This window comes from Candidatus Rhodobacter oscarellae, from assembly GCF_001078595.1.
Classification (GTDB): domain Bacteria; phylum Pseudomonadota; class Alphaproteobacteria; order Rhodobacterales; family Rhodobacteraceae; genus Rhodobacter_B; species Rhodobacter_B oscarellae.
Genome location: NZ_LFTY01000002.1, coordinates 723,118 through 745,098, shown reverse-complemented (window position 1 = coordinate 745,098; position 21,981 = coordinate 723,118). Strand labels below are relative to the sequence as shown.

Sequence of the window (21,981 nt, the reverse complement as noted above, 5' to 3'; positions counted from 1 at the left end):
ATGGAACGGGTCGATATCCTGATCTCGGGCGGCGGCATCGCCGGGCTGATCGCGGCGGCAGCACTTGGCCATCGCGGCCATGCGGTGCTGCTTGTGGATCCCGCGCCGGGCGGCAAGACGGACCTGCGCTCCACCGCCTATCTGCAGCCCGCCCGGGCCCTGTTCGAGGCGATCGGGCTCTGGCCAGAGCTGGCCCCGCATGCCACGCCGCTCAACGCGCTGCGGGTGGTCGACACACAGGGCTGGCCGCCCCAGATCACCGAGAGCCGCACCTTCTTGCCCCAGAGCCTGGGCGAGGAGACCTTTGGCTGGAACATCCCCAACGCGCTGGCGCATGCGGCATTGCTCGCGGGGCTGCGCAAGCAGCCCAATGTCGACATCGCGCTCGGCGTGGGGTTCAAATCCATGCTCACCCGCACCAGCGAGGCCCGCCTGCGCCTCAGCGACGGGCGCCAGGTCGCCGCAAAGCTGGTGGTCGCGGCGGATGGGCGCGCCAGCCCGGTGCGCGCGGCGGCCGGGATCGCCGCCAGCACGACGCGCTACGGGCAAAAGGCGCTGGCCTTCCACGCCACCCACGCGCAGCCGCATGAGAACACCAGCATCGAGATCTACAACCAGGGCGGCGCCTTCACCACCGTGCCGCTGCCGGACCACCAGGGCCAGCCCGCCTCGGCGGTGGTCTGGATGCAGGAGGGAGCGGCGGCCCTCCGAGCCGCAACCCTCGATGAACAGGCGTTCAATTCCGAGATGACCGCGCGCGCTTGCGCCCAACTGGGCGCGATGCACCGCCTGAGCGCCCCCAACCTCTGGCCCGTGGTGACGCAGACCGCCTCGCGGCTCACCGCCGAGCGCGTGGTGCTGATCGCCGAGGCCGCCCATGTGCTGCCCCCGATCGGGGCGCAGGGGCTCAACAGCTCGGTCCAGGACATCGCGGCGCTCTACCGCGTCGCCGCTCCGGGTGCGGCGCCGCTCGGCTCGCCGGAGCAGCTGCAACAATACGAGGCCGCCCGCGCCCGCGACACGGCCTTGCGCGCCCAGGCCATCGACCTCTTCAACCGGGTCTGCAGGTCCGGCAGCCCGCTGACGCAGGCGCTGCGCTCCACCGGCCTGCGCGCCGCGCATGACATCGCGCCGCTGCGCCAGATGCTGATGCGCGCCGGGATCGGCCAAAGCTGACCACCCCCTTCACCTTGTTGCAAATACGCAAGCGCGCGCCTGCGGCAGCTCCGACGCGCGCCGAAGAAGCGTCGCCTTGTGCCCAACCGCGCCCGCACGGAGCCGGAGGCGAGTACGGGCTAAAAGAGCGCGCCGAAGGCGCTCAATTTGACAGCGGCCCGCCTAAAAGACCTGATCCAAGGCTGCCTCAAGCCGCGCCACAGAGGCGTCCACGTCATAGAGCTTGTCCAAGCCGAACAGCCCCAGCCGGAACGACTTATACTCCGGGCCCTCGTCGCATTGCAGCGGCACGCCCGCGGCGATCTGCATGCCCAGCGCGCCAAAGGCGCGCCCCGATTGCACCTCGGCATCGTCGGTATAGCTGACCACCACGCCCGGCGCCTCGAACCCCTCGGCGGCGACCGACTTGATACCCCGCGCGGCAAGTGCCGCGCGCACGCGCCGCCCCTGCGCCCATTGCGCCTCGCTGAGCTTGTCAAAGCCAAATTGCTCGGTCTCCAGCATCGTGTCGCGGAAGGCCCGCAGCGCATCCGTGGGCATGGTGGCGTGATAGGCGTGCCCGCCGCCCAGATAGGCCTCCATGATTGCCAGCCACTTGCCCAGATCGCAGGCAAAGCTCGACGATTGCCGCGCCTTCACGCGCTCCACGGCGCGGGCGTTCATCATCACCAAACCGGCCGAGGGCGAGGCCGACCAGCCCTTTTGCGGCGCCGAGATCAGCACGTCCACGCCGCGCGCCCGCATGTCCACCCAGGCGCAGCCCGAGGCGATGCAGTCCAGCACGAACAAGCCGCCCACGGCGTGCACGGCCTCGGCCACCGCCTCCAGATAGCCATCGGGCAGGATCATGCCGCTGGAGGTCTCCACATGCGGCGCAAAGACCACCTCCGGGCGCTCTTCGGCGATCTTGGCCACGACCTCGTCGATGGGGGCGGGCGCAAAGGGCGCGTCCACCGCGTTGCCGGTGCGGCGCGCCTTCATCACGATCTCCTCGCTCGGCAGCGCGCCGGCCTCAAAGATCTGCGTCCAGCGGTAGCTGAACCAGCCGTTGCGGATCACCATGGCCTTGGCGTCGCCCGCAAGCTGGCGCGCCACGGCCTCCATCGCATAGGTGCCGCCGCCGGGCACCAGGGCGACCGCGTCGGCGCTGTAGACCTCGCAGAGGATGCGGTGGATGTCGCGCATCACGCCCTGGAAGGCGCCGGACATGTGGTTCAGCGAGCGGTCGGTGAAGACCACCGAGAACTCCATCAGGCCGTCGGGATCCACGGTGTCGAGTAGGGCGGGCATCGGGCGTTCTCCTCAAATCAATCCAAAGCCCAATATCGGGGATCACACGCGCATGCAAAGTCTACTTTGGTATGCCGAATTCGGCCCGGTGGCGCGTTGGGGGCGGCCGTGGCCCCCATCTCGGCCGGCGCCCTTGGCGGCGCCAGGCAAGCCAGGTTAGCGTGTCGCCGCGCGGTACCCTATCGCCGCTTCGGCATGCTCTTGGGCGTGGTCAGCGCCAGCACCGCCTCCTCGTTTAGCACCTCATCAAACCGGATGCCCGCCCGGCCGTCCTTCAACCGGGTGACATGCGCGGCGCAAACCTCTCCGAGGATGAACACTAACAGCATCGACCCGATCGGCACGCGCGCGTTCATCCGCAGCAATGCGCCCGAGGTGCTGATATTCTCTATCGTGGCTGGCATCGCGCGCGCGCCCAAAACCACGGTGGTGGGGCGGCGGCAGGCGCGGCGGCGGGCGACGTTCTGCAAGCGTAAACCTCTCATTAAGAGTCGCCCCATAGTTTCACATACGAATTAATGTCTCGTGAATCATAGGCACGTCACCTGCCCCCGTAGAAACGCACAGCGGCGCAGGCGCTCATTCATGCTGTACGATCACGCATTCAAAATCCTGGTCCGAGATCACATGGGTGCGGTGCCCTGCCCCCGCCTTGTCCTCCATCAACCAGACGTCGCCGGGGCCAATCTCGCGGGTGCTGCCGTCGCTCGCGGTGACCCGGACGCAGCCGCGCAGGCAGATCAGCGTCTGAGCCACGGGCGTGGGATGGATCGGCTCGTCCCAACCGGCGCGCAAACGTAGGAACAGCATGCCGGTCGCGGCGCGCGTCTGCGAGGTTTCGATGGCCTTCGCGGGCGGCGCAAAGCTTCGCTCCTGCAGTGCTACGGCCACGTCGCTCCAGCGGGTCTCGCCGTCTTCGCCATCAAACAGGTGGTGATACCGCATCTCTACCGATCCTTTCGCTCGCCTTCGGATTTAGATCGGCCCCGGCCGCCGCTCCTCGCTCAATAGCACATTCGCCTCCACGTCGCCCACGCCGGGCAGCATCATGATGCGCCGCCGCAGCACGCGCTCGAAGTCGCTCAGATCGCGGGCCACGACGCGCAGGCGGAAGTCATAAAGCCCCAGCACGTGCTCCACGGTCTGCACCTCGGGGATGGCGGTCACGGCGCGCTCGAAATCCTCCAGGCTGACGCGGCCCTTGGTGGCCAGCTTGACGCCAAGGAACACGGTGACGCCAAAGCCCAGCTTCTCCAGGTCCAGGTCCAGCCGCCGCCCCGCCAGCACCCCCGCCTCGCGCAGGCGCTTGATGCGCCGCCAGGTGGCGGGCTGGCTCAGCCCGACGCGCCGGCCCAGCTCTGCCGCGCCCAGCGTGGCGTCCTCGGCCAAAGCGCGCAGCAACCCGATATCCAGCTCGTCCAGGGTCACAGCGGCAGACGCTCCTCGGATTTGACCACGGCGACATGCATCAGCGCCTCGATATCGGCGATATGCGGCAGGGCCAGGATGCGCGCGCGGTAGAGCCGCTGGTAGTCGCCCATATCAAGCGCGATGACGCTCAGCCGCACGTCCACCTTGCCCAGGAAGGTCTGGATCTCGACCACCTCCGGCACGTCGCGGGCCGCCGCTATGAACTCGTCGAAGGCGCGGGGCTCGGTCTTGTCCAGGGTGAACCGCAGCGAGACCTCCACCTCATAGCCCAAGGCGCGCCAGTCGATCACCGCGCGGATGCCGCGCAGCACGCCCTGCTCGCGCAGCCGGTCGAGCCGCCGCGCCACCCTTGCTGCGGCCACGCCCAGGGCGTCGGCCACCTCGCCGGGGGCCAGCATCGGGTCGTCCTGCATGCGCCGCAGGATGCGCCTATCGAGATCATCCAGCATGATTTCTCCGCATTACTCCAAAACAAAGAATAGTTCCATCTTCATCTTGTCAAAAATACGCAAATCCATCGCTGACACCCCGCGCCGACGCCGCTAAAAAGGCGCCAATCTATCAACCCGGAGGACAATCCATGCGCGTTTACTATGACCGCGACTGCGACATCAATCTCATCAAGGACAAGAAGGTGGCCATCCTGGGCTACGGCTCCCAGGGGCACGCCCACGCGCTGAACCTGCGCGACTCGGGCGCCAAGAACGTGGCCGTGGCACTGCGCGAGGGCTCGGCGTCCGCGGCCAAGGCCGAGGGCGAGGGCCTGACGGTCATGGGCATCGCCGAGGCCGCCGCCTGGTGCGACCTAATGATGTTCACCATGCCCGACGAGCTGCAGGCCGACACCTGGAACAAATACGTCAAGGATAACATCAAGCCCGGCGCGGCGATTGCCTTTGCCCACGGCCTGAACGTGCATTTCGGCCTGATCGAGGCGCCCTCGAATGTCGACGTGATCATGATGGCCCCGAAGGGCCCCGGCCACACGGTGCGCGGCGAATACGTCAAGGGCGGCGGCGTGCCCTGCCTGGTGGCGGTGCATAACGACGCCTCCGGCAAGGCGCTCGAGATCGGCCTCAGCTACTGCTCGGCCATCGGTGGCGGGCGCTCGGGCATCATCGAGACCGACTTCAAAGAGGAATGCGAGACCGACCTCTTCGGCGAGCAGGCCGTTCTGTGTGGCGGCCTAGTCGAGCTGATCCGCATGGGATTTGAGACCCTGGTCGAGGCGGGCTACGCCCCCGAGATGGCCTATTTCGAGTGCCTGCACGAGGTGAAGCTGATCGTGGACCTGATCTACGAGGGCGGCATCGCGAATATGAACTACTCGATCTCCAACACGGCCGAGTATGGCGAGTATGTCTCTGGCCCGCGCATCCTGCCTTACGACGAGACCAAGGCGCGGATGAAGGCCGTCCTGGACGACATCCAGCAGGGCCGCTTCACCCGCGACTGGATGCAGGAATGCATGTCCGGCCAGGCCTCGTTCAAGGCGATCCGCCGCAACAACGACGCCCACCAGATCGAGGCCGTGGGCGAGACCCTGCGCGGCATGATGCCCTGGATCTCGGCCGGCAAGATGGTCGACAAAGAGAAGAACTGATCTAATGTCAGAGCCCGGGGACATCCGCATTGTGCCTGCTCCTCGGGCTCTGAAAGACTTCATCCTGCGCGCGGCGCATGAGACGTATGAAGCCCACAACAAGCGCCAGCCATTCGCATTCCCGCGAAATACATTCGATGCTTTGATCGCCGAGGACATTGAATTCTCGTTTCTTCACAAAAGCCGCGCGTTACCCGAAAGCCCAAATATCTTTGCCGCCTATTTGGGCGAGACCCCCGTCGGCTATATCCAACTTTCTAAATGGGTGAGCGCAGATTTCCCTCTCATGCCTGATATCTCGATTAATGACATCTATGTTGACCCAGAACATCGCGGCAAAGGCGTGGCCAAAGCGATGTTGACCCATGTCAAAACGCTTTGCGACGAACGGGGCTGGAGCAATCTTTCCGCAACTGTTTGGGACGGGAATATCGCGTCCGAAGCGCTGTTTCGCGACGCCGGTTTTACCGTCCAAAACCAAACCTTCCGTTACGGTCCACAGGCGCAGGCCATCGATTACCCTGACGCGCCGTCGCCTAGGGTGTTCCGCAGCATTTTTATGCCCATGATGGTCGTCGTTATCCTTGCGATCGTCGGGTCCTATGCGCTGTCATTTGTTCTGGAACGATGGTTTGGCTCATGACGCCTTGGAACAAACAAAAATCTCACCTCGAATCTGGATCATGGTCGACAAAGAGAAGACCCAAGCGATCCAAGGTACCCCTGGGCTTACCCAGAGGCACCGACGCTACGGCGCAGATATTGGCCTCCAGCGGAGCTTGGCGCGTCGCAATTTTCTTGCAAGAAAATTGCGAAACTCTTGCAAGAGTTTCTTCGACGCAACCCGAATTGATGCGCTTGTCAGCCTGCGCGCCCAACTTTCCTTGCAAGGAAAGTGCAAATCTCTTGCAAGAGATTTGCCGCATCCAAAGAACCGCTCCACGCCGAAACCGGTCACATCTGCAGGTCAGAGTTCACTCCGCCCGCCCTCCGCGCGCTCTGTTAACCATGGGATCTCGCAGACCCGTGCCCGACGCAAGTCCGACACTTTGCCGACGTTTTGCCGACAGGCCATTTGCCTTATTTTCTTGGGGTTAACCCACGATTCGCGCGCCTAGAAAGATCGCGGCGTTTACCATCTGTTCATAACTCGATAGGCAAGCCTCATGCCCTCTCCCGAAATCACCCCGCGCAGCTGGATCATGGTCGGCCTCCTCGGCCTGACCTGGGGCAGCACGTTCCTGGTGATCGAGCTGGCACTAGAGGGCATCACCCCGGCCTGGCTCGCGGCGGGGCGGTTGGGCTTTGCGGCGGTGCTGATGCTGGGCGTGCTGGCCTGGCGCCGGGCGCCGCTCTTCCTGCAGCCTCCCACCGCTAAGGACCTGATATTATTGATGGTTGTGGCGCTGCTCAGCTCGATCATCGCCTTCCTGTTCCTCAATTGGGGGCAGCAATACGTGACCTCTGGATTTGCCGGGGTCTCGATGGCCGCGGTGGCGCTGATCGTGCTGCCGCTGGCGCATTTCCTGATCCCGGGCGAGCAGATCACGCTGTTGAAATCGCTGGGCTTTCTGGTGGGGTTCGCGGGGGTCTGCGTGCTGATCGGCGCGCAGGCCTTTGACAGCACCGGCTCGCCGCTGGAGCCCTGGGGCCGCGCGGCCACGCTGACCACGGCGGCCTGCTACGCGGTCAGCTCGGTCCTGATGCGGCGCTTGCCGCCCATGGACCCGATCACGCTGGCCGGCGCGATCCTGTTTATCGGCACGGCGGTGGCCGTGCCCGCGGCATGGGTGATGGAGGGTCCGCCCGTAGCGCCTTCAAAGGAAACGCTTCTTTGGATCGCCCTGCTTGGCCTCGTGCCCACCGCCGGCGCCAATGTCTTGCGCGTTCTGGTGATCCGCAGCGCGGGCCCGACCTTCATGTCGATCACCAACTACCTGGTGCCGCCCTTCTCGGTCCTCATCGGCTGGCTGATCCTGGCCGAGCCCCTGCCCGGCAGCCTGCTCTGGGCCTTGGCGCTGATCCTCAGCGGCGTGGCGTTAAGCCAATACAAGACCTTGAAAACGTTGCTGAACGGACGTTCTTGACGCCAACCGCCCGCACGGAGCCGCGGCTGAGGTTTTGCTTTGCAAAACCCAGCGTGGCGAGTACGGGCTAAAAGAGCGCGAGCGTAGCGAGCTCATTTTAACAGCGGTTACCCGGCCACCGCCTCGACCTCTGCGACGATCCCGTCTACGACCTGTGCCAGCAGCGCCTCGTCCTCGCATTCCGCCATCACGCGGATCAGCGGCTCGGTGCCCGAGCGGCGGATCAAGAGCCGCCCGGTGCCGTTCAGCCGCGCCTCGGCATCCGAGATTGCAGACTGAACCGAGGCCGCCTCCAAAGGCGTCTGCCCGGCCCCATAGCGCACGTTCTTCAGCAGCTGCGGCACCCGCTCGAACTGGGCCGAGAGCTCTGAGGCCCGCTGCCCCGTCTCCACCATCGCGGCCAGGAATTGCAGCCCCGCGATCAGCCCGTCACCGGTCGTGGCATAGTCGGTCATGACGATGTGGCCGGATTGCTCGCCGCCCAGGTTCAGCCCCTTTTCGCGCATCCTTTCAACGACATAGCGGTCGCCCACCGGGGTGCGCTCCAGGCCGATAGAGCTGTTATTCAGATGCCGCTCCAGCCCCAGATTTGACATCACGGTCGCCACCAGCGCGCCGCCCTGCAACCGCCCGGCCTCGGCCCAGCGCGTCGCCAGAAGCGCCATGATCTGGTCGCCATCGGCCACGGCACCCGTCTCGTCAAGGATCATCACCCGGTCGGCATCCCCGTCCAGGCATATGCCCACATCCGCGCCCACAAGGCGGATCGTGTCCGCCGCCAGGTCGGTGCTGGTCGAGCCGCAATTGTCGTTGATGTTGAACCCGTCCGGCGACACGCCAACCTGCACCACCTCGGCGCCCAGCTCCCACAGGACCTCGGGCGCGGTGCGATAGGCCGCGCCGTTGGCGCAATCCACCACCACCTTCAGCCCGTCCAGGCGCCGCCCGCTGGGGAAGGTCGTCTTGGCGTATTCCATATACCGAAAGCGGCCATCGTCGATGCGCCTTGCGCGGCCGATATTCTCTGGTTTCGCCGGTGTGATGGCAGCGCCCAGCACCAGCGCCTCGATCTCGGCCTCCGCCGCGTCGCTCAACTTGAACCCATCCGGGCCAAACAGCTTAATCCCATTGTCGTGATGCGGGTTGTGGCTGGCCGAGATCATGATGCCCACATCGGCGCGCATCGAATGCGTCAGCAAGCCCACCGCCGGCGTGGGCACCGGCCCCAGCAACAGCACGTTCATCCCCGTCGAGGTCAGCCCCGCAGTCAGCGCATTCTCCAGCATGTAGCCCGAAAGCCGCGTGTCCTTGCCGATCACCACACGGTGCCCGGCAGAGCCATCACTGCGAAAGAAGCGCCCCGCCGCCGCGCCGAGCTTTAGCGCCATATCCGCTGTCATCGGATAGGTGTTGGCCTGCCCCCGCACCCCGTCCGTTCCAAAGAGCTTTCTGTCGCCACCCATCAATCTATGCCTTCTTATCCTGTCATTGCCTGCCACAACTGCAGGGCCTGCACCGTCTCTGCGACATCGTGCACACGAAGAATATGCGCGCCTTGGGCCGCCCCGTGCAAGCCCACAGCCAGGGATCCCGGCATGCGCACCTTCGCCTGCGATGCGCCGCCCAAGGTGCCGATGAACCGCTTGCGCGACGCGCCGAGCAGCAACGGCACCCCAAGCCCGTGGTAGAGTGACAGCGATTGCAGGATCGCCAGGTTGTGTTCAAGTGTCTTACCGAATCCGATGCCCGGGTCGGCGATGATCCGCGCGGGCTTTATGCCCGCCGCCTGCGCCACTTCGATCCGCCCGGCGAGGTAATCATAAACGTCAAGCACCACGTCATCATAGCGCGGGTCGTCCTGCATCGTCTTGGGGTCGCCGAGCGCGTGCATCAGGCAGATCGGCACGTCGCGCTCTGCCACCAGCCCCGCCATGGCGCTGTCAAAGCTCATCGCCGAGACGTCATTGACCAGATCCGCGCCGGCGTCCAGCGCCGCCGCCGCCACCGACGCCTTGCGCGTGTCGATGGATATCGGGGTTGAGACGCCCGCCGCGCGGATCGCTTCGATCACGGGGACGACACGGGCGATCTCGTCAGCCTCAGGCACAAAATCCGCGCCGGGGCGGGTGCTCTCGCCGCCGATATCCAGGATATCGGCGCCCTCCATGCCGCGCACGGCCTCCAGCGCCGCCGCGACCGTGAACCGATCGCCGCCGTCCGAGAAACTATCGGGGGTCACGTTCACGATCCCCATCACCCGTGGCCGATCGAGAGGCAGCCCGCAGATATCTGCCCGCCGGTCGCTGAGGCGGGCGCGCAGATCCTCGGGGAGCTCCACCGCCAGTGGATACTCCCAAAGGCCATCCTTGCCGCGCGTGTTCACCTCTTCGAACCAAGCATAAGCGCTTCCCGCCAAAGGAAAATCGCATTCCGCCCCGTCATATTCGGGCTCGGTGCGGGGACCTGTGCGCGCAATGGGCCAAGCGTAATCGTGCAAGCCTAACCCTCCAGCGCGATCTCGCGCGTGGGCATCGGGCCGCGCGGCGCGGCGGCGCCGATGGTCACCATCTCCGCGGCCTGCATTTCGGTAGCGAACCAAAGCGCGAGGCCCAAAGTGTCCTGCGGACCAACGCTGGGCCCGTCCACCGCGTCCAGCACGAGCTTTGAAGGCGCCCAGACCGTCGTCTGGCCGTTCTTCATCGCCCAGTCCAGTTCCGTGCGGGTGCCGACCACCACGTATCTGTCATCGCGGGCCGCAAGCACCCAGGCGTTCTGCTCGATGGCCAAGAGCGCGATGCGGCGATCCGTCGGCCCGTAATCAGAGACCGGCGCCTGTGTGTCCGGCAGACCGACGCAGAAGATCAAAGGCGTGCCATCCCCCGACAGCGCGTCGAGACGCGCCGGCAGGTCCGGGGCCGCGATGGCGGCGTTCGACAGGTAGACCACGCGCGGGTGCGGTGCGTCCTCTTCGGTGTCGTCATCCGCAATATCCGCAACACGGGCGCGCACGATCTCGACGCCCAGCGCGCCGGGGCCGCGATCAAGCTTCTCAATGCGCACAAAGACCCGCCGGGCCTGCGGCTCGTGCAGGATCCGGTCCGCGACGCGTTCGGCCAGCGTTTCCAGCAGGTTGACCCGCTCGGCGGCCAGCTCGTGGCCAATGGCCCAGGTGATGCGGTCATAGCTGAGTATCTTGTCGACATCGTCGTCAACGGGGCAGTTCAGCGGCGCGACCTCGACCACGATGTTGAAACAGATCGTCTGCGTTGTGCCCCGCTCGGCCTGGAAGGCGCCGATCTCGACCTCGACCGCGTAGTCGCGCAGCGAGATGCGGTCCAAGGGCGTCGCCGCGGCGGTGGCCGCCGCCCGTGCCTCGGGATGCTCAAAGGCCAGCCGGATATCTGCTGTCATGTGATTGCGCCCTTCGTCCAGGCCCCATGGCCCTCACAAGGAGCGCCTAGCACGGGACGCGACCCGTGCGAAAGAGCGTGCCTTTGCTACTTTTTCGCCGCGGAGAGCTTTGTCGACATGCGATAGAAGTGATGCACCCCGATCGTGGCGGTGCGCGGGAACTTCCGCGCCCAGCGCGGGTTCACCCACTTGGCGTGGTAATGCGTCGCCCCGTCGGTGAGCATGCGCGGCGCGCCGTCCAGCATCGCCCGAGCCACCTTACCGACGCGCTCGAAAGAGCGCTTCTCGTGGATCACCTCGTCATAGCCGTCGCAGGTGTAAGTGAACTGGCACTGGTACTTCCGCCCGGTGCCCTGGTTGATCACGCCGCAAACCGAGCCGGGGAAATAGCCATGCTCGACGCGGTTCAGGATCACCTCGGCCACGGCGAACTGCCCGGCCACGCTTTCTCCGCGGGCCTCAAAGTAGAGCGCCTCGGACAGGCATTGCCAGTCCTTGCCACCCGCGGCTTTTGGCTGGGCATCGAGCCATCTCAGGCTATGCGCGAAATCAGGCACAGGGGCTTTCTCGAAGGTGCTGGTCTTTGGCAGGGCCGCAAGGCGCTCCAGCTTGGCGGCGCGCAGCTTGCCGAGCGCGACGCGCTCCTTGGACAAAAGCTGGGAAAGGCGGCTGGTTGGCACCACGCCGGGATCGTTCGATTCCGACAGCACGATGTCCGCCGCGACAGGCATCGCGGCCACACCAAAGCCCAAGACGAGGGCTGCTTTTAGCAGTCCACTGACCTTCATACCTTCCCCCAGGTGCGCCGGAGTCAGACTCCCCAGCACTCTGCCAGCGGAAATTGGCCGACGCCCGGTCCGCCTGTCGAGTCGCGAAGGCGGTTCCATCGCAGAGTGTGTCAGAAATGCAAGACTAAATTATTGTTAACACTTCGGTTTCTTAAGACTTCAAAGCCCCCACATCCTGTGTCCCGGCTAAGATTTCGCGGCCTTCCCCTGCTGGATCGCAAGATGTGCTGCGGCCAAACGCGCCACCGGCACCCGGAATGGCGAACAGGACACATAGTCGAATCCAGCGCGGCGGCAGAACTCAATCGACTCGATATTGCCGCCATGCTCGCCGCAGATCGACAGCGTGATTCGCGAATCGGTGTTGCGGCCCCGCTCCGCGGCGATGGTCAAAAGCTCGCCCACCCCGTCCTGGTCCAGGATGTGGAACGGGTCCTCTTGGTAGACGCCCTGGTTGACATAGTTCGACATGAACCGCCCCGCGTCGTCGCGGCTTAGACCGTAGGTCATCTGCGTCAGGTCGTTGGTGCCAAAGCTGAGAAAGGCCGAATGCGCGGCGATCTCGTCGGCTCGCAGGCAGGCGCGCGGCGTCTCCACCATCACGCCCAGGCGGTAGGTGAACTGCGTGCCGGTCTCCACCCGCACCGCGGCGGCCACCGCATCGATGCGCGTCTTGACGATCTCGACCTCGCGCTTGGCGCTGACCAGGGGGATCATGATCTCGGGCACCACGGCCTCGCCGCGCGTGCTGGCCTCGATCGCCGCCTCAAAGATCGCCCGGGCCTGCATGTCGTAGATCTCGGGGATGGTTATGCCCAGGCGGACGCCGCGCATGCCCAGCATCGGGTTGAACTCGCTGAGCTGGTCCACCCGCGCGGTGACCTCGGCGATGGGCAGGTCCAGGCTCTCGGCAAGCTGGCGCATATCGGCGCGCTCGCTGGGCAGGAACTCGTGCAGCGGCGGGTCGAAGAGGCGGATCGTCACCGGCTTGCCGGCCATGATCTCGAAGAGCTCGACGAAGTCGTTGCGCTGCATCGGCAAGAGCTGGTCCAGCGTCGCCTGCCGGTCCTCGGCGGCGTCGGCAAAGATCATCTCGCGCATCACCGTCAGCCGGTCGTCTTCGTAGAACATGTGCTCGGTGCGGCAGAGCCCGATGCCCTGGGCCGCGAACATATGCGCCATGCGCGCCTCGGCGGGCGTGTCGGCATTGGCACGCACCCCGATGTCGCGCGCCGCATCCGCCCAGGTCAAAAGCTTCTGGAAGGCGTCGCCCAGCGAGGGTTCCAGCATGGGCACCGTACCCGCCAGCACCTCGCCCGTCGCGCCATCCAGGGTGATCTCGTCGCCTTCGCTAAAGCTGCGCCCGTCGTCGATCTTGAGCCGCTTGGTGCTGTGGCGGATCGAGATGCCCTGGGTGCCCACCACGCAGGGCGTGCCGATGCCGCGGGCGATCACCGCGGCGTGGCTGGTCTGCCCGCCGCGCTCGGTCAGCACACCAGCGGCAGAGTGCATGCCGCGGATATCCTCTGGATGGGTCTCGCGCCGCACCAGGATGCAGGGCTCGCCGCGGGCGGCACTGGCCTGGGCCGCCGCCGCGCTAAAGACGATCTTGCCCACCGCGGCACCCGGGCTTGCGGCAATGCCGCGGGCGAGCACGTCGCGCTTGGCCAGCCGGTCCACCTGCGGGTGCAAAAGCTCGTTCAAGGCGCCCGGCGGCACGCGCAGCACGGCCTCTTCGCGCGGGATCACCTCGTCCTCGGCAAGCTTCACCGCGATGGCCAGCGAGGCACGGCTGGAGCGCTGCACGCGCACGGCATCCAGCACCGCCAACTCGCCCGCCTCTATGGTAAACTCAATCTGCATCTCCTCGCGCAGACGCTCGCGGCAGACCCCGCCATATTCGATCAGCTTCTCGAAACTGGGCGCACTGAGCTCCTCCAGCGAGGCCCCGCGCGGGTCCTTGGTGAGGTAGATCGCGCCTTTGCCCTTGGCCAGCGCGTCCCGGCCCTGGCTCTGGCTGAGGTAGCGCCCGGTGATCTGCGCCTCGCCGGTGGCCGGATCAACGAACTGGATCACGCCAGAGCCGCTCTCGTCCCCGCCGACGCCCAGCGCCATCTTCTGCACCACAAGTCCCAGCCCCGCATCCGCGGGCGCGCCCTTGGCCTGACGCAAGAGCCGCGCGGTGGTGCCCTCCCAGGCGCGGGCCATCGAGCGCAGCACCTCGGCCAGCTGCCGCCCCGGGTCCTGCGGGAAGGGCTCGCCGGTCTCGTCCTCGTAATCCTCCAACGCCTGCCGCAGCGCCGCCTCGGTCGGGTCGCTAAGGTCGTCGAACATGTCCGGATCCAGCCGCGCCACATGCACCGCATAGGACTGGATGAAGCGCAAAAAGAGCGCCGTCGCCGCCGCGGCCCCGTGCGTCTTTACCATCGCAGCATGGCGCGCGTCGTTCATGCCCACATTCAGGATCGCGCCCGGACCGCCCCAATCGGGGTCCTCGCTAGAGGGCCGCACCGAGAGCAGCGGATCGGGGTCAAACGCGTTCAGCACAGAGCCAATATCCGGCAGATGCCCCGCCGCGATCTGGTGCACCGTGTCAAAGCTGAGCGAGACGGTCGTGGGCACCGGCAGCCCCAGCCGGATCAGCCGCTGCAGGCATTTTGCGCGCCCCCCATGGGTGGCCGCCGTGATCGACGCGGTGGGCGTGATCAGCGCGTATGGCTTGAGAGTGACGACTTTCTGCACCGCAGCACCCCTTGCTGTGTCGCGGCATGATAGCTTTGGGGGCGCAGTGTGCAAGGAAAAGGTAACGTTATTCTAAACGGGCGGCTTATTCGCCCTTCCCTGCCGGGGTTTCCCGCCCCGGGCACGAGGAGCCTAGCCCTCGAGCCTATTGAGATCCGCCACAGAGAGGCAGATCTGGCGTATCCGATGCAACAGGTTCAGCCGGTTGCGCCGGATGATCTGGTTCTCGGTGTTGATCTGCACCGCCTCAAAGAACGCATCAATCGGCGCGCGCAGGCTGGCCATCTGAGTCATGGCCGCGGCGAAATCCTCGGCCTCCATGGCGGGCTTGATCTGCGCCTCGGCCTGATCCAACGCGGCAAATAGCGCCTTTTCGCTGTCCTCTTCGGCCAGCTTGGCGTCGGGGCCATAGCTATACTCGACCCCGTCCTTCTCCTCGGCCTGGGTGAGGATGTTGTTGGCGCGCTTGAAGCCCTGCACTAGGTTGGTGCCGTCCTCGGTCTTGAGGAACGCCGCCAGCGCCTCTGCCCGCTTCACCAGAAGCGTCAGATCGTCATTGCCCGGCATCGCCAGCGAGGCGTCGATCACGTCATGGCCCAGCCCTGCGTCGCGCAGATGCACCTTGAGACGGTCGTGGAAGAAGGAGAGAAGATCTGAGGACACCGAAGTGTCCCCGCTCAATTTCGCTTGAACTACGTGCATAACAACGGCTGGTTTCCAGCCCTCAACGAGCTTCAAACGCAGGCCATTTTGCAATATCAACCGAATAACGCCCAGCGCGGCGCGGCGCAGCGCATAGGGGTCCTTGGACCCCGTTGGCTTTTCATCAATCGCCCAGAAGCCGGTCAGCGTGTCGATCTTATCGGCCAGGGCCACAGCGACCGAGACGGGTTCGGTCGGGACGTCATCCGAGGGACCGAGCGGCTGCCAATGCGCCTCGGCGGCATTCGCAACCGCCTCTGGGTGGCCCGCCCGCTGGGCGTAATACTTGCCCATGATCCCCTGCAATTCTGGGAACTCATAGACCATCTCGGACGCCAAATCGGCCTTTGCGATCTGCGCCGCGGCCTCTGCCTGGTCGGGATCGGCGCCCAGAGCGGGCGCGATCTGCCGAGCAAGGGCCGCGATGCGGGCGATCCTTTCGGCCTGGCTGCCCAGCTTGGCGTGGAAGGTGACATTGCCCAGCTTGTCCAGCCAAGGCGCCATCTTCTCGCCCGTTGCCACGCGCAAATCGTTCTCCCAGAAGAACTTGGCATCCGCCAGCCGCGCCGACAGCACCTTTTGGTTGCCCGCCAGGATCGTCGCGCCCTGGTCGGCGGTCTCGACATTGGCGACGGTGACGAATTTCTCGATGCGCCCGGTCTTGGGGTTGCGGACCGAGAAGAATTTCTGGTGCTCCTTCATGGAGGTCTGCAGCACCTCGGGCGGCAGTTCCAGGAACGCCGCACCAATCTCGCCCATCAGCACGACCGGCCATTCCACGAGCCCCGCGACCTCGCGCAGAAGGCCTTTGTCTTCAACGACTTCCAGCCCCTGGGCGAAGGCCATATTGCTGGCGTCCTGCCAGATATGCTCGGCACGCTCCTCGGCGCGCAGGACCACGTGGCGGGCCTTGAGCTGCGTCTCGAAATCGTCGAACCCGGTCACAGAGAAGCGACCCGGCCCCATGAAGCGGTGGCCCTCGGTGGTGTCGCCCGCTTTGATGCCCTCGACCTCCAGCGGCACAACCGACGCGCCGCCCTCATCGCTGAGGATGCAGAGGATCGAATGCAAAGGCCGCACCCAGCGCAGCGAGCCCGCGCCCCAGCGCATGGATTTGGGCCAGGGGAAGTTCCGGATGGTCTTTTCAAGCTGCTCGCCTACGATCTCTGCCGCCGGACGGCCCGGTTTGCTGATCGTGGCGAACCAGACCTGGCCCTTCTTGTCGTCGCGGGCCTCAAGCTGGTCCTTGGTGAGCCCCGTGGCGCGCAAGAAGCCCTCTAGCGCCTTCTCAGGCGCGTCCACGCGGGGGCCTTTGCGTTCTTCGCGCAGCGCAGGGCTCTCGGCCAAGAGCCCCTCGACGGCCAGCACCAACCGCCGCGGAGTCGAGAAGGCATGCGCCGAGCTATAGGTCAGGCCGGCCTCGACCATACCATCGGTCATCAGCTTCTTGAGGTCCTCGGCGGCGCGGGTCTGCATGCGCGCGGGGATTTCTTCTGAGAAGAGCTCGATCAGCAGGTCAGGCATGGGGGCGTCCTTGGTCGGGAAGTCGCGCGCTTCCTAGCGCCGCGCCCGGGGGAATTCAAATCCAATCGAGCCAAACGCGCGTGTCGGGATAGCGCGCGGTGATCGTCTTGCGCAAAGCTTGGAACTCGGGGCGCAGATGCGGGAACTTATAGGCATGCATCTCGGCCACGGTCAGGCGGATCTGCGAGAAGAGGTCAAGGCGCAGCATCTCCGTAAGCAGGTCCAGCTCTGCCCCTTCGATGTCCAGCTTGAGAAAGGCGATGCCGCGGTCGCGCTTGGCCCATTCGGTCAGCCGCGCGGGCAGGTCGATCACCGGGGTCTCGATACTGTCGCCGCCGTCGGACATCCGCACGCCGCCTGCAAGGACCGTGCTGCGCCGGGTGGCCTTGACCGGGTCGTCCGCGAAGGTATCGCCGCGAAAGAGCCGGGCCGTGCCCTCGGCGATACCAACCGCCGCGGCGTGCAGATGCACGTTGTCAAATGCCGCGGTGGCCTTTTGCAGCTGGGTGAAGGCGACCGGGTCAGGCTCGAAGGCGTGCAGCTCGGCGCCGGTCCGGGCCAGGGGCACCGCTACGGCGCCAACATTCGCGCCGCAATCAACCACCAGATCGCCGGGCCCGATCTGCGAGATCACCCCGCGCATAAGGCCCCTTGCTTGCTCCTTTCGGCGCTGGTGATGGGCGCGCTGGCGCGCCTTGCTCTCGGCCCGTTCCTGGGCGCTGTCCCCTGCCCCGGCCAATGCGCTAGTCCTTGTATTTCTCGTTGAGCTGATGCCAGGCGAACCCCCGCCCGTCATCGAAGATCGCGATCACCCGGTCCACCCCGTCCGCGATCTCGGCCTCGCCAAGATAGGCGATGGCTTGATCCGCCTCGAGCGCGGCCCCGATCGCCTTTGCGTCAAAGCAGTCGAACCAGCCGGGCGCGATCAGCGGCTCGGGCGCGGTGTGGACCACATAGGTCACGGTCAACATCGCGTGGTCATGCGGCGTCTCAAAACAGGCCCGGAACCGCAGCGGCGAGCTGCTGCCGTCGATGGCCTGCACGTTCTCGGCCAGGATAAGATCGGGCGTGTCGGTGGCCACAAGCGTCAGCTTGATCTGCACGCTGTCGGATGCAACCTCTTCATAATAGGCGAAAACTTGCAGGTAATAGACCGCAATGCCCGCGATGATGCCATCGCCACAATGGCCCCTCCGATCAGTTTCCCATTCAATGTAGCGCCCTCCGCCGCCTGGTCCCGCATGTCCCCTTTGCGCCTAAGCAATTGCGCGCGGCCCTGGAAGAGGTAATTTGCGCGCATGCGCGTGGAATTGATCATCTCGACCTATAACTGGCCATGGGCGCTGCGCCTATGCCTGCTGTCCGTGCTGGGCCAGGCAAGGCGCCCAGACAGCCTATGCGTGGCCGATGATGGATCGGGCGCGCCGACGCGGGCGATGCTCGAGGCGTTTCAGCTTGAGCATCCCGAACTGCCCCTACGCCATGTCTGGCATGAGGATAACGGGTTCCAAAAGACGGCGATCCTGAACAAGGCGGTGGCGTCCTCAGAGGCGGACTACCTTGCCTTCACCGATGGGGATTGCTTGCTGTCCCAAGGCTTTGTGGCGCGGCATGCGGCGGTGGCGCGGCGGGATCGCTTTGCCTCGGGCAGCCTTATCCGGCTGAGCAAGGCCGCAACCGAGGCCGTCGCCGAAAGCGATGTTCAATCCGGCGCGGTGTTCCGGCAAGACTGGCTGCGCGCCCGTGAGGCCTTTGACAGGACCACCACGCGGCTGAAGGCAATGCCCTGGCCCCTGCCCGCTCAGGCCGCGCTGGATGCGGTGTATCCGATTCGGCGGACCTGGATGGGCTCGAACGCCTCCGCCTTCCGCGAGGCGATCCTGGCCGTAAACGGCTTCGACGAGACGATGGTTTGGGGCGGCGAGGACAAGGAATTCGGCGTGCGGCTGGCCAATAGCGGCGTGCGCGGACGGCAGCTGCGCTTTACCAGCCCGGTTGTGCATCTTGATCACCCGCGCGGCTATCGCGACGAGGAGGCCGTGCGGCGGCAGCGTGACATGATCCAAACCGCGAGACGATCCAGGAAGACCTGGACAGAGCATGGGATCAATCCGGGCTCAGGATGATGTGACCTGCGGCCGGTCGGAGGCGGGTCGCGAAAGACACAGATCAGGTTTTGCAGCGGGATGCGGCGCCAATTTCTTGCAAGAAATTGGCGAAACTCTTCCAAGAGTTTCCTATGCCCGCCGCAACGTTGCGTTTGATCTCAATGCGCTCTGGTGCGGCCAGGCGCACTTTCCTTTCAAGGAAAGTGGCAAATCTCTTGCAAGAGATTTGGGCGCACCAAAAATCCGCGCCTCTCTAAACCTGCCCTCACGCTATGCCGCCCAGCCGCCCGCCTCGGTCTGTACAAAGGCGTCCGCGCATTGCTTGGCCAGCGCCCGCACGCGCCCAATATAGGCCTGCCGCTCGGTCACCGAGATCACCCCGCGCGCGTCCAGCAGGTTGAAGATATGGCTGGCCTTGATGCATTGGTCATAGGCGGGCTGCGCCATGACGATGCGCTTGCCGGTCTTGGGGTCCTCGGCCGGTTCAGCCAGGATGCGGGCGCATTCCGTCTCGGCGTCTTCGAAGTGCTTCATCAGCATCTCGGTATCCGCCACATCGAAATTCCAGCGCGCATATTGCGCCTCCGCCTCGCGGAAGACGTCGCCGTAAGTCAGCGGGATTGGGCACTGCGGGTCGTTGAACGGCATTTCATTGCCGTCCTCATAGCCCAGAACATACATCGCCAACCGCTCCAGCCCGTAGGTCAGCTCACCGGATACCGGATGGCAATCATGTCCGCCCACCTGCTGAAAATAGGTAAACTGGCTGACCTCCATGCCGTCGCACCAGACCTCCCAGCCCAGGCCCCAGGCGCCTAGCGTCGGGCTCTCCCAATCGTCCTCGACGAACCGGATGTCGTGCAGTTGCATGTCGATGCCGATGGCTTCTAGTGACCCCAGATAGATCTCTTGCAGGTCCGGAGGGCTGGGTTTGATCAGCACCTGGAACTGGTAATAGTGCTGCCAGCGGTTCGGGCTGTCGCCATAGCGGCCATCGGTCGGGCGCCGCGAGGGCTGCACATAGGCCGCGGCCCAAGCATTGCCGCCCAGCGAGCGCAGCGTGGTCGCGGGGTGGAACGTGCCCGCGCCGACCTCCATGTCATAGGGCTGCAGCACGGCGCAGCCTTTCGCGGCCCAGTAATTCTGCAGCCGCAGGATGATCTCTTGGAAGGAACGCGGGGCGTCTTGGGCCATGGCTCTCACCGAATGCTAAAGTTGGGTGCCTGATAAGCCCGGCGCCCCGCCGGGTCAACGCGGCTCTAGCTAATCTTGCGCGCCCGCAGCTTGCGCCACTTGCGGCGCAGATAGCTGGGGCTGAGCATCCGCCCCATCGGCGGCTTTGGCTTCGCGCGCCCCGCGGCCAGGGCAGAGCCCGCGCCCATCGGTGGATGGCCCACAATCTGGGGCGTCACGGCGACCGCGCCAAGATCGGAGAGGTCCAGCGGCCAATCCGCCAACCGCTGCACCGGGGTTTGCGCCCTATCGAGCGCTGCGGCGCAGTTGCGGTTTAAAGCATAGCCCACCGCCATGAAGGGCGACATCGCCAGGTCATGCGCCACCACGCCCTCCATCAGCGGGCGCGCACCAAAGACCCGCGCATTGCTGTGATGCAGTAAGGTCATGGGCGCGCGGGCATAGGCCCCGCTTTGCAGATAGGCCACGAACTCCGCGCCGATCAGAGCATCATCCTCCAGCACAACAGCCCATTGCGCGTCCGAGGCCAGAAAGTCGCGATACACAGCGCGGTGGCTGAGCGCGCAGGCAAGCTCGCCATCGGTGAGGGGCCGTCCCTGTTGCGCATTGGCCGCCGCGCGGTCCACATCTGCCGCATGATCCCCCAGGCCTTCGCGGCCATCGACCGCGTCAATCAAGATCGCGTCGAGCCCCAGCTCCTTGAGCCGCGCCGCAATCTGCGCGCGCCTGGCGTTCCTGGTCGCCAAAGAAATCACGTAGAGCCGAGCGCTTTCCATGCGCACAGAGATTTCAACTCGGCGCATTCCTGTCCAGCCCAAAAAACGCCCGCGCTGATTGTGGTTCCGATCCTGCGACGCAGCGGATAGATCATTCAGATGCGGATTCTTTTCCACGAGAATTGTCTTGGGCTGCGGGGCACCACCCAGGCGGTCTATGATTACGCCCATCACGCCGAGCGGCTGCTGGGCCATGAAAGCATCGTGTGTTTTCAGGCCGACCATCCCGAGAACGATCCCTCCATCCAGGCGAAGTTCGAGGCGCGCTTTCAAACGGTGCCCTATCGCGACGCCGAGGCGCTTTTGGATCTCAACGCGGACCTGGGGTATTACATCAAGGTTGGTGCGCCCTCGCCGCTGCCCGCGCCCCTGCCCTTCGTGGTGCATGAGGTCTTTCAGCGCTACGAGCCGCATGGGGCCAGCTACGCCTATGTCTCGGAATGGCTGGCGGCGTACCGCACTGGGGGGCGCCTGCCTTTTGTGCCGCATATGGTCGACTTGCCGCCCGGCGAGAGCCAACGCGACGCGCTCGGTATCCCGCAGGAGGCCTTCGTCTTTGGTCGATATGGCGGTCACGAGACCTTCGATCTGGGCTTTGTAAAAGAGGCCGTGGCCGAGCTGTTGCAGGATCCGCAGACCTGGTTCGTCTTCGTCAACACCGAACGCTTCATCTCGCACCCGCGGGCGCTGTTTCTTGATCCCATCACGGAACTGCAGGGCAAGTCGGATTTCATCACCACCTGCGACGCGATGCTGCATGGGCGCAAGCGCGGCGAGAGCTTTGGTCTGGCGATCTGCGAGTTCTTGTTCCACGGGCGGCCGGTTCTGGCCTGGCAGGGCGGCAAGGACGGAAACCACCGCGTGATCCTGAAGGACGCCCCGGGTGCGCTCTACCGCGACAAGGCGGATCTTTTGGCCAAGGCCCGCGCGCTGCAGCATGGCGGCGGCTTCGATTGGGCGAAACTCGTCGCGCCCTTTGCCCCCGCGCCGGTCATGCAGCGCTTTGACGAGGTGTTTCTGCGCGGCGCGGCGCGGCCAAGCCCGTCCCGGCTTGTGGTGAACGCCGAGTATCGGCTGCGCAGGCTGCTTGGCTAACCTTGTTGCTTGCGCAACAGGTCACCAAAAAACAAATTGTTTCTGCCCGTCTTT

General features: G+C 65.3%; 21 protein-coding genes. 6 read left to right on the top strand and 15 right to left on the bottom strand.

Annotated elements, in window-relative coordinates; translation table 11 throughout:
- Complete coding sequence (locus tag AIOL_RS08625) at positions 1–1,176, top strand: FAD-dependent oxidoreductase (RefSeq protein WP_049642608.1); 1,176 nt, start codon at positions 1–3, stop codon at positions 1,174–1,176.
- A 162-nt stretch (positions 1,177–1,338) separates the two neighbouring features.
- On the opposite strand, the gene AIOL_RS08620 is transcribed toward AIOL_RS08625, so the two are convergent.
- The 5 genes from AIOL_RS08620 to AIOL_RS08600 form a co-directional block, all read right to left on the bottom strand.
- Positions 1,339–2,466, bottom strand: a complete 1,128-nt coding sequence (locus tag AIOL_RS08620; RefSeq protein ID WP_049642607.1) for an alanine--glyoxylate aminotransferase family protein — start codon at positions 2,464–2,466, stop codon at positions 1,339–1,341.
- A gap of 179 nt (positions 2,467–2,645) precedes the next feature.
- A complete protein-coding gene (locus tag AIOL_RS08615) occupies positions 2,646–2,951 on the bottom strand; it encodes a PilZ domain-containing protein (protein WP_160314433.1) in 306 nt (101 codons plus the stop codon).
- 94 nt (positions 2,952–3,045) lie between these two features.
- Positions 3,046–3,411: a cupin gene (locus AIOL_RS08610; protein WP_049642605.1), complete on the bottom strand. Its 366-nt coding sequence runs from the start codon at positions 3,409–3,411 to the stop codon at positions 3,046–3,048.
- Between the two features lie 30 nt (positions 3,412–3,441).
- Positions 3,442–3,894 carry an Lrp/AsnC family transcriptional regulator gene (locus AIOL_RS08605; RefSeq protein ID WP_049642604.1) on the bottom strand — a complete coding sequence of 151 codons (453 nt, stop codon included), beginning with the start codon at positions 3,892–3,894 and terminating at the stop codon, positions 3,442–3,444.
- Positions 3,891–4,346 carry an Lrp/AsnC family transcriptional regulator gene (locus tag AIOL_RS08600; RefSeq protein ID WP_049642603.1) on the bottom strand — a complete coding sequence of 152 codons (456 nt, stop codon included), beginning with the start codon at positions 4,344–4,346 and terminating at the stop codon, positions 3,891–3,893. The genes AIOL_RS08605 and AIOL_RS08600 overlap by 4 nt, the downstream gene beginning before the upstream one ends.
- A gap of 131 nt (positions 4,347–4,477) precedes the next feature.
- On the opposite strand from AIOL_RS08600, the gene ilvC reads away from it, so the two are divergent.
- From ilvC to AIOL_RS08585, 3 genes are all read left to right on the top strand, one after another.
- Positions 4,478–5,500, top strand: a complete 1,023-nt coding sequence (gene ilvC / locus AIOL_RS08595; protein ID WP_049642602.1) for a ketol-acid reductoisomerase — start codon at positions 4,478–4,480, stop codon at positions 5,498–5,500.
- A 4-nt stretch (positions 5,501–5,504) separates the two neighbouring features.
- A complete protein-coding gene (locus tag AIOL_RS08590) occupies positions 5,505–6,143 on the top strand; it encodes a GNAT family N-acetyltransferase (RefSeq protein WP_082152487.1) in 639 nt (212 codons plus the stop codon).
- A 523-nt stretch (positions 6,144–6,666) separates the two neighbouring features.
- Entirely contained in the window at positions 6,667–7,587 is a 921-nt protein-coding gene (locus AIOL_RS08585) for a DMT family transporter (RefSeq protein WP_049642600.1), read from the top strand.
- Between the two features lie 107 nt (positions 7,588–7,694).
- Here AIOL_RS08585 and glmM read toward each other — a convergent pair whose 3' ends face one another.
- From glmM to AIOL_RS08545, 8 genes are all read right to left on the bottom strand, one after another.
- Positions 7,695–9,050: a phosphoglucosamine mutase gene (glmM, locus tag AIOL_RS08580; protein ID WP_049642599.1), complete on the bottom strand. Its 1,356-nt coding sequence runs from the start codon at positions 9,048–9,050 to the stop codon at positions 7,695–7,697.
- 14 nt (positions 9,051–9,064) lie between these two features.
- Complete coding sequence (folP, locus tag AIOL_RS08575; protein WP_394298923.1) at positions 9,065–10,084, bottom strand: dihydropteroate synthase; 1,020 nt, start codon at positions 10,082–10,084, stop codon at positions 9,065–9,067.
- A 2-nt stretch (positions 10,085–10,086) separates the two neighbouring features.
- Complete coding sequence (locus tag AIOL_RS08570; protein ID WP_049642598.1) at positions 10,087–10,998, bottom strand: dihydroneopterin aldolase; 912 nt, start codon at positions 10,996–10,998, stop codon at positions 10,087–10,089.
- An 86-nt stretch (positions 10,999–11,084) separates the two neighbouring features.
- Complete coding sequence (locus tag AIOL_RS08565; RefSeq protein ID WP_235438936.1) at positions 11,085–11,786, bottom strand: cell wall hydrolase; 702 nt, start codon at positions 11,784–11,786, stop codon at positions 11,085–11,087.
- Positions 11,787–11,972: 186 nt separating this feature from the next.
- Positions 11,973–14,528 (bottom strand): pyruvate, phosphate dikinase, encoded by a 2,556-nt coding sequence (gene ppdK, locus AIOL_RS08560; RefSeq protein ID WP_049642597.1) that lies wholly within the window; start codon positions 14,526–14,528, stop codon positions 11,973–11,975.
- A gap of 132 nt (positions 14,529–14,660) precedes the next feature.
- A complete protein-coding gene (gene glyS / locus AIOL_RS08555) occupies positions 14,661–16,706 on the bottom strand; it encodes a glycine--tRNA ligase subunit beta (protein ID WP_394298936.1) in 2,046 nt (681 codons plus the stop codon).
- Between the two features lie 103 nt (positions 16,707–16,809).
- A complete protein-coding gene (locus AIOL_RS08550; protein ID WP_160314432.1) occupies positions 16,810–17,493 on the bottom strand; it encodes an FkbM family methyltransferase in 684 nt (227 codons plus the stop codon).
- Positions 17,494–17,497: 4 nt separating this feature from the next.
- Positions 17,498–17,857, bottom strand: coding sequence for a DUF6446 family protein (locus AIOL_RS08545; RefSeq protein WP_235438934.1), 360 nt, complete (start codon positions 17,855–17,857; stop codon positions 17,498–17,500).
- 195 nt (positions 17,858–18,052) lie between these two features.
- Between AIOL_RS08545 and AIOL_RS08540 the strand changes: the two genes are divergently transcribed.
- On the top strand, positions 18,053–18,880 hold the full coding sequence (locus AIOL_RS08540) for a glycosyltransferase (protein WP_049642594.1): 828 nt from the start codon (positions 18,053–18,055) through the stop codon (positions 18,878–18,880).
- Between the two features lie 252 nt (positions 18,881–19,132).
- Here the strand turns inward: AIOL_RS08540 and AIOL_RS08535 are convergent, their stop codons facing one another.
- Positions 19,133–20,056: a glycine--tRNA ligase subunit alpha gene (locus AIOL_RS08535; RefSeq protein ID WP_049642593.1), complete on the bottom strand. Its 924-nt coding sequence runs from the start codon at positions 20,054–20,056 to the stop codon at positions 19,133–19,135.
- A 65-nt stretch (positions 20,057–20,121) separates the two neighbouring features.
- Entirely contained in the window at positions 20,122–20,859 is a 738-nt protein-coding gene (locus AIOL_RS25470) for a glycosyltransferase family 25 protein (protein ID WP_160314431.1), read from the bottom strand.
- Positions 20,860–20,931: 72 nt separating this feature from the next.
- On the opposite strand from AIOL_RS25470, the gene AIOL_RS25465 reads away from it, so the two are divergent.
- Entirely contained in the window at positions 20,932–21,927 is a 996-nt protein-coding gene (locus tag AIOL_RS25465) for a hypothetical protein (protein WP_049642591.1), read from the top strand.
- Positions 21,928–21,981: the final 54 nt, after the last annotated feature.

Bases quoted from the DNA above. Each gene is read 5' to 3' on its own strand.
- AIOL_RS08625 (WP_049642608.1), top strand. From the start codon at position 1: ATGGAACGGGTCGATATCCTGATCTCGGGCGGCGGCATCGCCGGGCTG.
- AIOL_RS08620 (WP_049642607.1), bottom strand. From the start codon at position 2,466: ATGCCCGCCCTACTCGACACCGTGGATCCCGACGGCCTGATGGAGTTC.
- AIOL_RS08615 (WP_160314433.1), bottom strand. From the start codon at position 2,951: ATGAGAGGTTTACGCTTGCAGAACGTCGCCCGCCGCCGCGCCTGCCGC.
- AIOL_RS08610 (WP_049642605.1), bottom strand. From the start codon at position 3,411: ATGCGGTATCACCACCTGTTTGATGGCGAAGACGGCGAGACCCGCTGG.
- AIOL_RS08600 (WP_049642603.1), bottom strand. From the start codon at position 4,346: ATGCTGGATGATCTCGATAGGCGCATCCTGCGGCGCATGCAGGACGAC.
- ilvC (WP_049642602.1), top strand. From the start codon at position 4,478: ATGCGCGTTTACTATGACCGCGACTGCGACATCAATCTCATCAAGGAC.
- AIOL_RS08590 (WP_082152487.1), top strand. From the start codon at position 5,505: ATGTCAGAGCCCGGGGACATCCGCATTGTGCCTGCTCCTCGGGCTCTG.
- AIOL_RS08585 (WP_049642600.1), top strand. From the start codon at position 6,667: ATGCCCTCTCCCGAAATCACCCCGCGCAGCTGGATCATGGTCGGCCTC.
- glmM (WP_049642599.1), bottom strand. From the start codon at position 9,050: ATGGGTGGCGACAGAAAGCTCTTTGGAACGGACGGGGTGCGGGGGCAG.
- AIOL_RS08570 (WP_049642598.1), bottom strand. From the start codon at position 10,998: ATGACAGCAGATATCCGGCTGGCCTTTGAGCATCCCGAGGCACGGGCG.
- AIOL_RS08565 (WP_235438936.1), bottom strand. From the start codon at position 11,786: ATGAAGGTCAGTGGACTGCTAAAAGCAGCCCTCGTCTTGGGCTTTGGT.
- glyS (WP_394298936.1), bottom strand. From the start codon at position 16,706: ATGCAGACCCGCGCCGCCGAGGACCTCAAGAAGCTGATGACCGATGGT.
- AIOL_RS08540 (WP_049642594.1), top strand. From the start codon at position 18,053: ATGCGCGTGGAATTGATCATCTCGACCTATAACTGGCCATGGGCGCTG.
- AIOL_RS08535 (WP_049642593.1), bottom strand. From the start codon at position 20,056: ATGGCCCAAGACGCCCCGCGTTCCTTCCAAGAGATCATCCTGCGGCTG.
- AIOL_RS25470 (WP_160314431.1), bottom strand. From the start codon at position 20,859: ATGCGCCGAGTTGAAATCTCTGTGCGCATGGAAAGCGCTCGGCTCTAC.
- AIOL_RS25465 (WP_049642591.1), top strand. From the start codon at position 20,932: ATGCGGATTCTTTTCCACGAGAATTGTCTTGGGCTGCGGGGCACCACC.